Annotated in this window: 8 protein-coding genes; 1 reads left to right on the forward strand and 7 read right to left on the reverse strand. The window is 35.2% G+C overall.

Features of this window, described 5'->3' with window-relative positions; genetic code table 11:
• Positions 1-153: 153 nt before the first annotated feature.
• The 4 genes from K8V80_RS08350 to K8V80_RS08365 form a co-directional block, all read right to left on the reverse strand.
• Entirely contained in the window at positions 154-2,478 is a 2,325-nt protein-coding gene (locus tag K8V80_RS08350) for a glycoside hydrolase family 20 protein (RefSeq protein WP_006743664.1), read from the reverse strand.
• Between the two features lie 10 nt (positions 2,479-2,488).
• Positions 2,489-5,059, reverse strand: coding sequence for a beta-mannosidase (locus K8V80_RS08355; protein ID WP_338083568.1), 2,571 nt, complete (start codon positions 5,057-5,059; stop codon positions 2,489-2,491).
• A gap of 144 nt (positions 5,060-5,203) precedes the next feature.
• The gene (locus K8V80_RS08360) at positions 5,204-6,262 is read right to left on the reverse strand and encodes a lactonase family protein (protein WP_276776969.1); all 1,059 of its coding nucleotides are present in this window, start codon (positions 6,260-6,262) and stop codon (positions 5,204-5,206) included.
• Positions 6,263-6,335: 73 nt separating this feature from the next.
• Entirely contained in the window at positions 6,336-7,931 is a 1,596-nt protein-coding gene (locus K8V80_RS08365; RefSeq protein WP_276776972.1) for a YfcC family protein, read from the reverse strand.
• Between the two features lie 210 nt (positions 7,932-8,141).
• On the opposite strand from K8V80_RS08365, the gene K8V80_RS08370 reads away from it, so the two are divergent.
• Complete coding sequence (locus K8V80_RS08370) at positions 8,142-8,276, forward strand: hypothetical protein (RefSeq protein WP_276776974.1); 135 nt, start codon at positions 8,142-8,144, stop codon at positions 8,274-8,276.
• Positions 8,277-8,573: 297 nt separating this feature from the next.
• Here the strand turns inward: K8V80_RS08370 and K8V80_RS08375 are convergent, their stop codons facing one another.
• From K8V80_RS08375 to K8V80_RS08385, 3 genes are read right to left on the reverse strand one after another with little or no spacing between them, the layout of a single operon-like run.
• A complete protein-coding gene (locus K8V80_RS08375; RefSeq protein ID WP_276776975.1) occupies positions 8,574-11,243 on the reverse strand; it encodes a transglutaminase-like domain-containing protein in 2,670 nt (889 codons plus the stop codon).
• A gap of 7 nt (positions 11,244-11,250) precedes the next feature.
• Positions 11,251-13,317 (reverse strand): family 20 glycosylhydrolase, encoded by a 2,067-nt coding sequence (locus tag K8V80_RS08380; protein ID WP_276776976.1) that lies wholly within the window; start codon positions 13,315-13,317, stop codon positions 11,251-11,253.
• A 26-nt stretch (positions 13,318-13,343) separates the two neighbouring features.
• Complete coding sequence (locus K8V80_RS08385) at positions 13,344-15,596, reverse strand: GH92 family glycosyl hydrolase (RefSeq protein WP_276776977.1); 2,253 nt, start codon at positions 15,594-15,596, stop codon at positions 13,344-13,346.
• Between the last annotated feature and the right edge of the window lie 11 nt (positions 15,597-15,607).

The raw sequence follows: 15,607 nt of genomic DNA on the forward strand, positions 1-15,607 counted from the left end.
GCCCCCTCCTCAATCATCCATATCGCGAACAAAGATACTAATAATCTATTCGAATACAAAATATTAGAAAAAAAAATGTATTTACCTGCTATGTATTCAGGGCCAGGTAAATACATTTTTCATATTTTAAGTTTAAACAACTTACATATTTGTTTAGTTTACTCCGATTTCATCTATAAATAAGAAACCAGGCTTTCCTTTTCCATCATGCCACTCAGGTAGATTATGCTCAGAAAGACCTTTAACTTTAATATATTGAGCATGAATAGGATCAAAAGTCAAATGGTAAGTTTTTATTCCATTTTCATCTGTTTCTTTCATCGGTAAATATGATTCTGTCAACACATTTTTGAAGTTTTCTCCATCTGTAGAAACAGATATTTCAAACCCCCTTGAATCGAACACCCAATCACTTTTATCGACAAACACTCTAATATCCACTGAACTTACTTCTTGTTCTGATTTCAAATTGATAACTGCCTCTAGATCATTTCCAGAAAGACCTAACCAACGAGTGGTTCTTAAAGTTAGATTGCCTTTTAAGCCATCTACCAAGGTCGTTTCTCCACCATATTTATATCTTTCATTTAGTGGCTGAAGCAAAGTAATAGGCTTCATGGTTGCTTTATTAAAGTCGATCTCTTCGCTAAACACTTTACTATTTCCTGATGTCCGAACTGCTATTGCCCTAAAAGAGCAAGTTTCATTTAATTTTAGAACTCCCTCATAATGTACTGAAGCCTCAGTAGGTTGTGAGCCATCTAAAGTATAATAAATTGGAGCATCATCAATTGTATTTAGGTGTACTTCAATAACTCCTTCATTAATATTAGGAATTAACTTCGCTTGAATATCAAATACATGTTTAGCATAATTATAACCCTCTAAAGCATAAATTTCCATTAAGCCAGGTAGGCGTTTAATAAAGTTGACATAGTCTTTCTGTTCAGGAACACACCATTGAACTTCTGCTAATGCAGCCATACGAGGTAAGACCATATATTCTACTTGTTCGGTAGTAGGAATATATTCTGTCCACAAGTTTGCCTGAGTACCTATTATATATTTTTGTTCTTCAACAGTTAATTCAGCAGGAGCAGGCTCCAAACTATATACAGTTTGAATAGGAACATACCCTCCAATTGCTATAGGCTCATTTTCTACATCCTGAGTTTGGTAGTAATCGAAATAAACATGAGATGTTGGAGCCATAACTACATCATGTTTCATTTTTGCTGCCTCAATACCTCCAGAGAGTCCTCTCCAAGACATAACTGTAGCATTTGGAGCTATATCTCCTTCCATAATCTCATCCCAGCCAATAATTTGACGCCCATTATCATTAAGGTATTTTTCAACATGCGACATTATAAAGCTTTGCAAATAATCTTCAGCCGAATGCTTTTTATCTGCTTTCAAACCTAATGTTTTAATGCGAGATTGGCACTTAGGACACTCTTGCCATCTTGATTTGGGGCACTCATCTCCTCCAATATGGATATATTCTGATGGAAATATTTCCATAATTTCATCCATTACATCTATAAGGAATTCTAGGACATCATCATTACCAGCACAAAGAACATCTTCAGATACTCCCCATTGCTTCCAAACTTCATAAGGGCCTCCAGTACAACCCAGATTTGGGTATGCAGCTAATGCAGCTTGCATATGTCCAGGTAAGTCTATTTCAGGAATAACAGTAATAAAATGATCAGCTGCATATTCCACTATTTCTTTAGCTTCTTCTTGTGTGAAAAAACCACCATAAGGTATACCATCGTATTCTCCTGAGTTATGCCCAATAACAGTTTCTGTTCTTTGTGAACCTATTTCTGTCAATTTAGGATATTTTTTTATCTCAATTCTCCAGCCTTGATCATCAGTTAGATGCCAATGGAACGTATTAATATTATGTAAGGCTAAAATATCAATATATCTTTTAATAAAATCAAGAGGGAAGAAATGACGAGATACATCCAGCATCATTCCTCTATAAGAGAAACGAGGCTCATCTTTAATTTCTACAGCAGGTAATGACACCTTTAGATTCTTACCTATTGGTAGTGATTTGCGTAAGGTTTGAATTCCATAAAAAACACCAGCTTCGGATGTACCATGAATTGAAACTTTATTAGCCTCAACAACAAGAGTATATGCCTCTTTATTTTCTCCCTCCACTAAATCAAGAATAATAGCATTTGTGGATTTGAGATCAGTTGTTAATGACAGTTTTAAACCCAACATTTCATGCAAGTAATCCGAAAGGAAGTTTGCATTTTTTTCCATCTTCTCATTTTCTGCAGGATAGGCTATAAGAGTCGCCTTATCTAAATTAAAAGCTTCACCCTCTCCTTTCACTATTGTTTTAGGTAAGGGAATTACTTCATAATTAGCTTTTTTCATTTCAGGCGACGAACAAGCAACAAGAGCTATACATGCCACCAGTGTACTACAAATTGTTAACAGTTTTTTCATAATCATTTTATCAATATGTGTTTTTTATATGATTTATTTTCACTTCAGTATTTTGAATTTCTTTACTTCTTCCTTCCAAGCTCAAGCTTACAATTTTTTTTTCTCCAGGTAGCAAGTCAAAGAAATTATCTGTGAAGCGTACCCCTTGAATAGGAATTTCAATAAATACGTCTTTAGCCAAAGTTTTTGATTTTAAGGTTAATTCAATCCCTTCGGTTGTTTTCTTTATTTGAGTTGTAACTTTTGCCTCAGGTAATTCTAGATTTTTTGTGACATCGAAAAAGTAGTGATCCTCTACCAATATACCCTTTTTCTGTTTTAACTTTAAGTTTAGAAATACTTTGTTTTTGTCTAAACCAGACAACCACTCTGTCATATCCTTTGACACTAATTGAGTACTGCTATTTGATTTTACAGATAAGTTATGAAAGGAACCTTTTTTCAATTTCTTTCCATGAAAATCGATTATTTCATAATCAAGAACTAAATTTTCATAGTCTCGTAATTCATCTGATAAAAGATACACATTAACATTCTCTCCTTCTTGAATAGTATTCAATGCCAATGGAGCAAAAGCTCTTTTGGCTTGATAGTGCATAGCCTTCCAATTTCCGTAATAATCAATACTCGACCAAGAGACCACAGGCCAACTATCGTTTAATTGCCAGTACAGAGTACCCATACAATAGGGTTTATTTCTTCTATGAGCTTCAAAACCATGTTTCATCCCCTGCCCTTGCAATACAAGTCCTACATAAACAAAGTCTTCAAATCGCTCTGGTACATTATAATACCGTTTCATACTGGCTTCTACTAATTCATTCCCTACAGAACTTTTTTGGTGGCCATTCATTACATCAGATTCTAACTGATAATCTTTAGGCTCCGCAAAAGTGGATATGGTTTTCATTTCAGGAAAAGATTGAAATCCAAATTCGCTCATAAAGCGAGAAAGCTCGGTATCCAAACTTTCAAAAGGCTTTCTCCCATACCAAATACCCCAGTTATGGCTATCTCCATACTTCCAAGATTCTGGCCTACCCCAATTAGCTGAGTAAGGAGAACTATGAACATAAGATCGAAAGGGGTCTAAATCACTCACAACTTCAGGTAGTAGTTGATTAAATAATATTTCATATCCCTCTTTCATATCACTATAAACAGCAGGAGAGAATCGCTTATCCCAACCCCAATATTTAATACCTTCTAATATTTCATTATTTCCGCACCAGAGTGCTACAGAGGCATAGTTCCTTAATCTCTTTATATTATACGTCGCTTCTTCCTTTACTTTTTTTAAAAACAGAGAATCGTGAGGATACGTTGTACAAGCAAACATAAAATCTTGCCAAATCAAAATACCGTTTTCATCAGCCAATTGATAAAACACATCATTCTCATAAGTTCCACCTCCCCATATTCTAATCATATTCATGTTTGCATCTTTAATATCTCTAAATAGATTTTGATATCTATCCACTGAAATATTAGGAAGCAGAGCATCATCAGGAATATAGTTAGCACCTTTAGCAAACATGGGCTCGCCATTCACTTCAAAGAAAAAAGATCGTCCATTCTGATCCTCTTCGTGAATTAAGCGTATCGTCCTTAAGCCTGTTCTTACTTGTTTTGTAGCAAAAACATCACCATCAGGATTTGACAAATTTATCCCAAAATCATATAAATTAGGATCACCCCAACCATTTGGCATCCATAATTCTGGATTCACTATATTTATCGGAATTTGCTTCTTATTAAGTCCTTTTTTGAGATCTAAGTTTTGAATAAGAATCTCTAAGTTAGTACCTATACCATAGAGTAATTCTAGTCGTACATCCTCCACATCTACGAGACTATTGATCTCTAAGTTTAAATTGAGATCTGCCGATTCTTTTGATATTTCCCTCTGCTCTACGTACATATCATCTATGCGAGCAATATCATATAATGTCAGACTAATAGGTCGCCAGACTCCAGATGTAACCATGCGTATACCCCAATCCCACCCATAACTATAGGGTGCTTTACGAGTAAAGACACTTAGTTTTTGATTATGATGATCGTTATCTGCAGGATAGTCAAATCCTCTAGCAGCCCATTGGGGAATAACGTGATTTATAGGAGAATGAAAATAAATATAAAGTAAATTCTCTCCTTCTCGCAAAATATTTCTCACCTCTTCTTTATAACCTACGAACATATTATCTGCTTTAAAAAGCAGTGTTCCATTGAGATAAACATCAGCATAAGTATCTAGTCCTTCCAAAAACAACATAGCGCCGGAATGAGCTAAATCTTTATCGGTAAGAATAAAAGAGGTTCGATACTCCCAATCATAATTCTCTACCCATTGAATTTTTTCTTCATTTAAACCCCAGAAAGGATTTGGCAATAAGTTATGATTAATTAAAGCTTGATGTACAGTACCAGGAACTGTTGCTGGTCGCCATTCATTTTTATGAGCTTGGGAGAATTCCCAATTCTGAGAAATATCTATTTGACACATTCTATCCGTATTTGAAGCCAAAAGACAGGAGGTAACTAAAAAAGAGAATAATAGAGATAAATAATATTTAGTCATAACTTATTAGGATTCATTTGTTTTCTTAGGCAGAAGAATCTACTTACTCTCCAACAAAGATAACAATTAAACCCTATGTATATCAACTATATATACCACTAATTATTGAAGGGATGATTAAATTCAACCCTTGAGTAGCCATATTTAATTAGAAAAAAACTTGATACAAACGGGCATACTAATATTTATAGAGAAAGGAGTCGGTAATAAACGCCCTGTTTTATAATCAATCTCATAAAACTCTATGGAGTCTTCATCTCTACAAGCAACTACTAAATATTTACCATTAGGAGTTATGTTTATATTTCTAGGATGCTTTCCTGTAAACTGATACCCTATCCTCTCAAGTCCACCTGTTTTAGGGTCAACTCTAAAGATAGCCACACCATCTCCAGCTAGTCTATTTGAAGCATACAAGAATTTGCCATTAGGTGAAATTTGAATATCACCAGAGCCCTGAACTTGTAAACTATCCGCTATGATAGACTGAAACTCATGTAATATTCCATCTTGATATTTATAAGCAACAACCTCACCTGATAGTTCTGTTATAGTATAAGCCCATTTCTGATTAGGATGGAATACAGTATGACGAGGTCCTGCCCCTGGTTTTAGAGAGAAGCAAACATCTGAAAGTCCCAACCCAACAGAATCAAGATTAAAACGATATATTTTATCTGAACCTAAATCATTTGCAAACAGATAATGATCATCGGGAGAAAGATAGACACAATGTAAATGCGATTGTTCTTGTCTTTCTTTAATAGGACCATTACCCAAAAAAGGTATTACCTCTACTAAGTCTACAAGATTATTATTGTCATCTTGTGTAAATACTGAAATACTACCACTCATATAGTTTGCTGTAACCACCTTATGACTAGAAGGTATTTCCAATACATAACAAGGAGCGGCTCCTTGTGTTAATATAGAATGTTCTAATTGAAGCTTCCCTTTCTCTTTATCTATTGCCACTTGATGTACAGCATCACGCATCATATCATTACTTTCTGTTACTATATACATTTTATCTTGGGTAGAAGAGATTGTTAAATAAGAAGGATTTTCCACCTCAAGGGTATCTACAAAGAGAGATTCTCCTGTTTCCGTATTTAGTTTCAATAGATAAACTCCCTCACTCTCTTTCTGTGTATATGTTCCTACAGCCATATACACATCATAATTCTTATCTTTGTGCTTCATGCAAGAGCTAAATATTCCCAGTACTGATATAAGTATGAATAATTTCTGAATCATATTAAAATTTTAAATATCCCTAAAACCCATTTAAGGATATAGTGACAGTAGGAATCAATAATAAGAATCCTACAAGGATAAAAAACAATAGGTATTTAAAAAACCATTTCAGCCAGACTCCATAAGGAATTTTCGCTATACCCAATACACCTAGCAATACGGCTGACGTGGGTGTAACCATATTTGTAAACCCATCACCAAACTGAAATGCCATAACAGTCGCTTGTCTTGAAATCCCTATTACATCTGAGAATGGAGCCATAATAGGCATAGTCAATGCGGCCTTAGCTGTTCCAGAAGGGATAATTAGGTTTATTAGGGATTGTATAATATACATTATAGTCAGAGAGAATACTTTACTTGTTTCTCCAAGTAATGAAGCTAAGCCATGTAATATCGGATCAATGATAGAGCCATCTTCTAATATTTGAATAATACCCCCTGCTAGGCCAACTACAATCGCTGCAGACAGCATATCTTTTGCTCCATCTTGAAAATGCTTTATCAAACTATCTGTTTTTAACCCATCTGCAAATCCAGCCATAACACCCATTGCTAAAAATATACCCGAAATCTCGGGTAGATACCAGCCATGTGCCATTACTCCTACAATAAGGAATATAATGGTAAACGCTAAGATGGTTAATATAAAAAAATGATTCGATTTTCTCAAACCTACAAACCCTAGTAAAGCATATAAAACTGTTAAGACTGGTGTGACTAGCAATGTAGAGCTTTTACCCCCTAATTCAAAAGTACTATAAGGATATTGAATGGAGAATAAAACCAAAGCTATGAGTATTAAACCATAAACAACTTTTGAAGAACGAGTTGTCTTATACTCAAGAGCTATATCTTCGCTATCTTCTTTACTCCTCCAGTAACTATCTATTTCGTACATAGGAGAAGCTTTGGGATTCTTTTTTATTTTAGCAGCATAACGCAACACAAAAAAGATGATTAAAGTAGTTAGTACCACCCAGCAAAAAAGTCGATATTCTATCCCTGAAAATAAAGGTAGATCAGAAAACCCCTGTGCAATACCCACAGTAAAGGGATTGAGCATTGCTCCTGAAAAGCCAATATGAGCTGCCACATAAACCATACATACTCCTACAATAGAATCATACCCCATGCGAATAGCTAGCGGCATCACTAAAATAGTAAAAGCTATAGTTTCTTCCGACATTCCAAAGACTGCTCCAAAAAGACTAAAGAGAAGCATTACAGACACAATGATGAGATTATTGACGCCAATCCGTTGCATCCATTTATGTTTTTCAAACTTTTTAGTATAGTTTAAAAATGAAAAAATACCAATATCAATAGACCGAGTTACATTCATTACCTGAAAAGCTCCTCCCATGATTAAAAGAAATGCAATAATTCCAGCCTGCCTTTCAAAACCCACAAGCAGAGAACTAAAGACCTGCCAAGTTTGGGGAGATTGTTCTACTAAGTGAAAAGAGTTCTCAACTATTACAGTTTTTTCTACACCATTTACTAGTATTTGTTCTCGATCATATTCTCCGGCAGGAATAACCCAAGATAATACAGCACATAATAATATTGCTACAGAAATAATTGTGTAAGCGTGTGGTATTCGTTTTGTCATGTCATCAGTTTAGTTATAACACAAAGTTATGTAATATAAATGTAACAAGGAGAATCAAGTATGCGTTCTAAAAATTAAATATAGCATTAAAAGCAAATTTATATGTTGTATAACATGTTATATTCAAAAGAAGTCGTATCTTTGCAGTGATAATTAAAAGAAATAAAAAAACCGATCTTCAAAACGTGAGGATCACAAAAGATGAACAAGATGAAAAAGAACGAAAATGAAATTATGATGTTGCAGTACCGTATCAAAAGATACCAAGCAATGGGAAATGGAATCATGAGCCAAAGATTAAATGGCCAATTACAAAAGTTACTTTCCAAAAAAGTAACTCTTTAATTAGAAAAAAGATTTATTTAGATATATAGAAAGAGGGTTTGCTACTTAAGCAAGCCCTCTTTTATTTTGGTACAAACTCCTTAGCAGAATGAAGGGAATAGAAGATTCTAATCAAGTTGCATTAACTACATAACACCGACATGAGGATGCTTTGACACCGACATGTCATCCTCATGTCGGTGTCAAAAGAGTTCTATGATTCCTCTTAAAACACAATTTAAACCTCAATCAGCCACAAAAAAAGCCTATCTAAAACAAATTAGACAGGCTTTTATGCTCATTTATATATTTTAAATTTTACAATCCATGTATCGTCTTCATTAATTGGTTTCCTAGTCCGATAGTATAACCTTGAGATACAAAAACTACTCTATTGAAGGTATCTGCTATAATAAAAATAGGTAATGCCGATTTATTCAACTTCATAGACTCTGCAATATCTCTTTGTACAATTCCATCAACATCTATACCATATGTTATAGTTGAAGGAAGATTAGGGAAATCGTCCTTTTTAAACTTGTCAGCTTTTTGCTGATCTGGAAACAATAAGACCATTCCTCTACCCCATTTTTCTAAATCTTCTTTTACCGCAGCAATATCTTTCAATGCATGATTGGTCGGCTCTTGCCCAACGCCAAGTATCCCGACTACAAAATATCCTCTACCTGTCGTTTGAAGAATACTCTTCAGCTCCGTTTCCTCTAGTGGTAGATACTTTGATTCAGAGTTAAAGTTTCCTATTACTTGAACTTGTTCACTATCTTCTCTCATCACTAAATTGACCGTAGTAGTTTTTCCCTCATTCACTGTAAATAAATTCACAGATGAAAGAACTGCACCACTAGCTAAACGAGTACCTGTCACCAACATATAACTACCAGTATCCAATTTTAAGCCTTTTTCTAGTAAATTGGACCATGTAGCCCCTTCTCCCATATCAGAATCTCCACTATCAAAATTTAAAAGGTGATATGTTCCATTTTCATATTTAGAAATAGTAAAGTGTGTATAGTATTTAGGGTCACTTAACGTCTTTATTGGTTTGTATTTAGCTATAACAGTTCCTTGTGGTGCTTTAGTTTCTTCATCCGCAGAGAAATCTACATCAAACACCTCTCTCGTTATGAGATTTCGATACTGTACTTTATTTGTTACTTCATCTTTCCATGCAGGTATGCCCAAGCTCCTGGCAACAGCTACAAAAAAGATATCTCTTGATAAATTATCTGTTGTCCTAGAAAGCCAAACTCCTTGAGGAGACATTCTTATTTTTTGAGCATTCAGTTCATTAAAAACAGTAATTTCACGATTGCACCAATTTACTAGCATCAAAGGATTCTTACGCATTTCTACAGCTTCATCTTCTTCTATTTTTTCCTGAAAGTATCCTTTATAAGCTGTCAGCATCTCATTTTCAACACGAGGATTAAGAATTTCTTTATATGCCTCTAATGTTAAGTCTTTAGGTAATAAACTATTGTATAAGTGATCTTCTAGTACTTCTAAAGAAATATCTCGTAAATCTTTAGCTGAAAGAACATTTAAAAGTTCTAATGCCAAATCACCTTGTTTCTCAACAACTGCTTGAGCTAAGAAAGAAGAAATAGTTTCATGATTTCCTCTTGAGCCTATTAGAAATTTTACAACCTTTTCCTTATTCAACTGCCACTCATCCGCTTTTTGAGCCGCTTGATCTTTGGTAACAAAAGTACTTACATAAGCTTTACGAATAGCATCTTCTTCAGCCATCCTCTTATCATTTTGAGCTCTTTGCTCTGGAGTAACCTCGGGTAAATGAGCACTTTCAACTGGAGGAACTATATCTAGTTCTACATTAAAATGATCATCAGCAGAATGATTTAAGACTATTTCAACTTCTTGTTCTTCACCAAAAGAGCATTTCGTGAAGCCAAATCGATCTCCTTTTGAAGCCCATACCAGCATATCTCCCTTTCCTGCTGTCAGTGATGTGTAACCTTCACCATTCGTGAATTTTTGAGCAACCGTATAGAACTCAGCATAATTGTAAACTTTAAACTCTACTTTAGCACCCGAAACAAATTCTCTACTATCGTCTAATACAAAAACTTTTGCATTGGCTGTAGGGGCATAGTTTTCAATCACATTTATCTCTGTATAGTTTAGAGTTTCCTCCATAATCTCCTCGGGACCATTGTAGCGACCAAACACTTTTGTATGCATCAACATACCTCTACTTGCAGGAGAATTAAACCAACCTAAATTCAAAACGGGTTCAGGTTCACAAGCACCTAGGAAATACCATTCCCCATCTGCCCAAGCCTCAACCCATGCATGGTTATCATCGGTATGTGCCCAACGAGGAGTATAAACTTGTCGAGCAGGAATTCCTACCGAACGTAATGCTGCTACAGCGAAAGTTGACTCCTCTCCACAGCGTCCATAAGCAGTTTTCACAGAGGCCAATGGTGAACTTGTTCTTGCATCACTAGGTTGGTAAACCACCTTCTCATGACACCAATGATTAACTTCTAAAATAGCATCTTTCATACTAAGGTCTTTAACCCTGTCTTTGAGTTCAGAATAAAAAACATCTCGGGATGTATCTAAGTTTTCATTGTTTACACGAATTGGCAACACGAAATGACGAACTAATTCTTCTGGAACAGATGCACCCCAACTCATCTCTTTCTGAGCTTGAAAGGTTAAGCGTACATTTTCTAAAAAATAAGAAGTGGAATAGTCTGTAATATCTGAAGAGGGCATATAAGCATACAGAAACATCATGGCTTCTCGTTCCGCTTTAGTCATTTTAAGAAGACGCAAATCATCAAAAAAGTTCCCTTGTTGCATAGAACGTTCTTTCGACTCATAATCTTGAGTCAATTGCTGTAGATAAGTCTCATCATTAATAAAGTGTGCCTGACTACATCCCCCTAAAATCAATAAAGTGAATGCAAAGAGACAAAGTTTAAGTTGTTTAGTCATGACTTTACTATTTTATTATAATTTCATCTGTGAAAATCCAACCTCCTAAGTCTTTACTAGATCTAGCTACAAATCTTACAAAACGACCACTAGCTTGACCTTCCCAAGCGTATTTTTTTATCAAAATGGATGATCCTTTTTCAACTTCGAAGGTTTTATTCATCAAGGTAGTAAAATTTTCACCATCTTCAGAAACTTCTATCAATATTTGAGAAGGTAAATAAACCTCAGCACCAGGACTTTGCATGATATCAGCTGAAATTTCATGAATATCTTCGATCTTTTCCAAATCAATAATCACATCTAGTCGTTCGGGAGAAATAAAGCCCTGCCAACGCTTATCACCATAAGTCCAACCACCTCTAATACCGTCTGTTAGAGTTTCATCACCATTTGCTATATAGCTAGAACTATAGGGAGCGTTGTACTGCACTTTTTTTCCTCTAGCAAGATGTTCACATAGTTCTTTTGCTTCTACTCTATTTCCTACTTCTTGACTCAATTCAAAAGGATGATAGCCCCATTTTTTCATTAGTTCAACCATCTGTAACGATTTTTGATTGAAACTATTCCAATCTTTCCTCGCTGGCTCAGTCCAAGCTACTTCTGCTAGAGCAAATAGACGAGGATAAATCATCAACTCCACATGATCTGTTGTAGGTACATATTCTGTCCATAAATTTGCTTGTACACCATCAATCAGATTTTTTTGATCCTCAGTAAAAGAACTAATAATTGGATCGTAGCTATATACCTTTTCTAATGGTAAATATCCTCCAATAGCTTCTGGTAAAGTATAAGGAGCATCTTGATAGGTATCAAAATAACAAAATTCTCCAGGAGTCATTACAGCATGGTGACCCGTTTCCACCGCATGAATTCCCCCTTCTATTCCTCTCCAAGACATTACAGTAGCTCCCTCGGCTAATCCTCCTTGTATTATTTCATCCCAACCTAAAAGCTTTCTTCCTTTCGATTTTAAAAAAAGGTTCATACGCTCCATAAAGTAACTTTGAAGTTCATCAACATCCTTCAAATTGTTTTCTTTTATTCTTTGCTGGCATTTAGGACATGTTTTCCAAGCTCCTTTTCCTGCTTCATCACCCCCAACATGAATATATTCAGAAGGGAACAGCTCAATAACTTCAGATAAAACATTTTCAAGGAAAGTAAATACCGAATCATTACCTGCACAAAAATCAGAGTTTTTATAAGGTACACCAGCACATGATAATTCTGGGTATGCAGCGAGTACCTCTTCAGAGTGCCCTGGCATTTCGATTTCTGGAATAATTGTAATATGCTTTTTGGAAGCGTATGCAACCATTTCTTTAATATCGTCTTGCGTATAATAACCTCCAAAACCTTGAGAAGAACCCTTTTCTACATATTTTCGATCCCCATTCCACCATTTTTTCCAGCTAGCATCTGTTCTCCATGCAGCAAATTCTGTTAAGCGAGGATATTTTTTAATCTCAATACGCCAACCAGCAGCATCAGTAAGATGCAAGTGTAGCCTATTCAATTTAAAAAATGACAGCGCATCAATTTGTTTTTTTACAAATTCTTTAGGGAAAAAGTGCCTAGAAACATCAAGCATAAACCCACGATACCCAAACCTGGGTTCATCTTGTATTCTCACACAAGGTAAGGTCTTACTAAAATAATTAGATCGATCTGTCGCAATTTGAATTAAACTTTGCAATCCGTAAAAAAGCCCTGCTTCAGAAGTAGCTTTAATCACAATCTGATTTTTATTAATCTCTAACTCATAGGCCTCTTCTTGTATTAAAGATGAATCTAGCTGATTGACTAAGACTAAAGCTATTTGACTTTTTCTTAATGAAGTTTGATTCCAATCTTTAATATCTAAGCTCTTAGTTAATAACTCTTGATAATGTTTCTGAGCCTGCTTATCAGCATTTGAATACCATTTAAGCTTATTGCCAAACTTGAACTCTCCTTGAATGTCTTCTATTGATAAAGGAGTAGGGATTACTGACACCTTTTGCGCATCAACAACCCCTACACCAACAATAATAAGACTTAGTAAAAAAAATACTCTTCTTATCATTTTATAAGTATTATGTGTTTATATTCTTATTTGGTTGATTTCAGATCAAAGATCAGATGCCCACCATGAACTAATTCATCATGAGTGATACGATATTTCTTTATCTGTTTGCCTCCTAAAGTCACTTTGTCTATATAAATATCTTCAGGTGAATTTCTATTAACTTCAATTATCAATTCATTTTCTTTATACCACTTAGGGCTTAACTCAATAGTAACCTTATCGAATACAGGCGAAACAAGTGTATATTCCGGCAAACCAGGACAATCAGGATAGAATCCTATCATATTAAAAATAGCCCATGTAGAAAGCGTTCCAGTATCGTCATTACCTGGTATTCCATCAGGTTTCGTAGTATAATATTTTTTTAATAGACGATGAACTTCATTAGATGTTCTCCATTCTTCTCCTTTAAAATAAGAGAACAAGTATGGATATGCAATGTCTGGCTCATTAGCTGGATCGTAATACCCTTTATCAAAAACCATTTGTAACTTATTGATAAACTTGGTTTTTCCACCCATCAGCTTAGCCAGTCCATACACATCATGTGGTACATAGAATGTATAATTCCATGAATTGCCCTCATGAAAACCTGGGTTTGGTTCAAAATCAGCACCTTGCAGTGGATTAAAAGGAGTATAGAATGTTCCATCAGGTAGCTTAGGGCGGAATGTTCCAAACTCTTTACTATAATAGTGTTTATAGTTTAATGAACGACTATAGAACATCTTAGCATCTTCTTTCTTTCCTAGAGCCTGAGCAAATTTGGACAATGAATAATCAGCGATATAGTACTCTAAGGCATGAGAAACAGAATTATCATATTTTTCACGTAATGGAACATAACCCAAACTCAAATAATCATCATTGTCGGGGCGCATTAAATTTTCATTCCCAGGAAGAGTAGCCGATTTATACATTGCTTCGTAAGCTAAATCCACATCAAAATCGCGCAATCCTTTCATCCATGAATCAACTATTACTGGGATACTTGGGTCTCCTTCCATGGTTAAAGTTTCTCTACCATATAGCTCCCACTTAGGTAACCAACCATGCTCTCTATACATATCAAGCATCGTCTGTACCATTTCCATCTGACGTTCAGGATAAACTAAAGTCAATAATTGATGTACATTTCGATACGTATCCCACAATGAAAATACAGTATAACGATTACCCTTTGTTGTTAAGATTTTATCACTTTCCATTGCAGGATATTCCCCATTTACATCTTGAAGAATATTAGGATGAATAAGTAAATGATAAAGTGATGTATAGAATATTTTTCTTTGATCTTCTGTACCACCTTCTACCGTGATACGAGCTAAATTCTTTTCCCATAAATTGCGAGCATCTTGATAGATCTTATCGAAATGGCTATCTTTTTGTTCTGTCTCTAGGTTCAAACGAGCATTTTCAATACTAACAAAGGATACTCCCATTTGCACCTCAACCTGCTCGTTTTCTTCGGTATCAAAAGAAAAATAAACTCCTATATCATCTCCTGCAATCTCTTTACCATATTTTGTATAAAGCTTGTTTTTACCTTGATCAGCATCCCATTCAGCCTCCGCTGTCATTGGACGTTGTTTTTTCCAGTACCCAGTTTCTGCTGGAACTTTACTAATGCGCATAACAAAGTAAATAGGAAAAACTGCTTGGGAGTTATAACAAAAAGTCCCAAGCAGTTTCATTCCTTCATATTCTTGATTATTTACACGTCTAACCATAGCTCCCGACTCATTCGTCAAGCCTTCTCCTAAATTAAGTAAAACGTTACCTTGCCCCTTAGGGAAAGTGAAACGAGCTAAACCAGTTCGTGGGGTAGCAGTTACTTCAGTTTTTACATTATATTTAGTTAAGAAGTTACTATAATAACCAGGAGTAGCAACCTCATCTTTGTATTTACTTCCATATTGAGTATAATCTACATTTAGTTCTCCAGTCGTTGGCATTAAAAGTAGTGATCCTAACTCAGGACAACCCACACCACTTAAATTAACATGAGAGTAACCAGTGAAAAAATTGTTTGTATACTCATAAGGTGTTGACCACCATCGAGCATCTTTGTCATATGTATTTTCGCTGGATCCCATTACATTAAATGGAACAACCGACATTAATCCATTAGGCGTAATAGCACCAGGATTGGTAGTACCAAAGTTTGTAGTACCTATAAAAGGATCTACATAATCAACTAAAGCTTTCTGTGAGTTTTGAGCACTCATAGAAAAACAAAAAGAAAATAAAAAGATAGAGGTTAACAGTTTTTTCATGTAAACAGTCT

The sequence above is a fragment of the Bacteroides coprosuis genome, from assembly GCF_020741705.1.
GTDB classification, from domain to species: domain Bacteria; phylum Bacteroidota; class Bacteroidia; order Bacteroidales; family Bacteroidaceae; genus Bacteroides_E; species Bacteroides_E coprosuis.

Coding starts and splice junctions, on each gene's coding strand:
- K8V80_RS08375 (WP_276776975.1), bottom strand. CDS start 11,243: ATGACTAAACAACTTAAACTTTGTCTCTTTGCATTCACTTTATTGATT.
- K8V80_RS08365 (WP_276776972.1), bottom strand. CDS start 7,931: ATGACAAAACGAATACCACACGCTTACACAATTATTTCTGTAGCAATA.
- K8V80_RS08380 (WP_276776976.1), bottom strand. CDS start 13,317: ATGATAAGAAGAGTATTTTTTTTACTAAGTCTTATTATTGTTGGTGTA.
- K8V80_RS08370 (WP_276776974.1), top strand. CDS start 8,142: ATGAAAAAGAACGAAAATGAAATTATGATGTTGCAGTACCGTATCAAA.
- K8V80_RS08385 (WP_276776977.1), bottom strand. CDS start 15,596: ATGAAAAAACTGTTAACCTCTATCTTTTTATTTTCTTTTTGTTTTTCT.
- K8V80_RS08355 (WP_338083568.1), bottom strand. CDS start 5,059: ATGACTAAATATTATTTATCTCTATTATTCTCTTTTTTAGTTACCTCC.
- K8V80_RS08350 (WP_006743664.1), bottom strand. CDS start 2,478: ATGAAAAAACTGTTAACAATTTGTAGTACACTGGTGGCATGTATAGCT.
- K8V80_RS08360 (WP_276776969.1), bottom strand. CDS start 6,262: ATGAAGCACAAAGATAAGAATTATGATGTGTATATGGCTGTAGGAACA.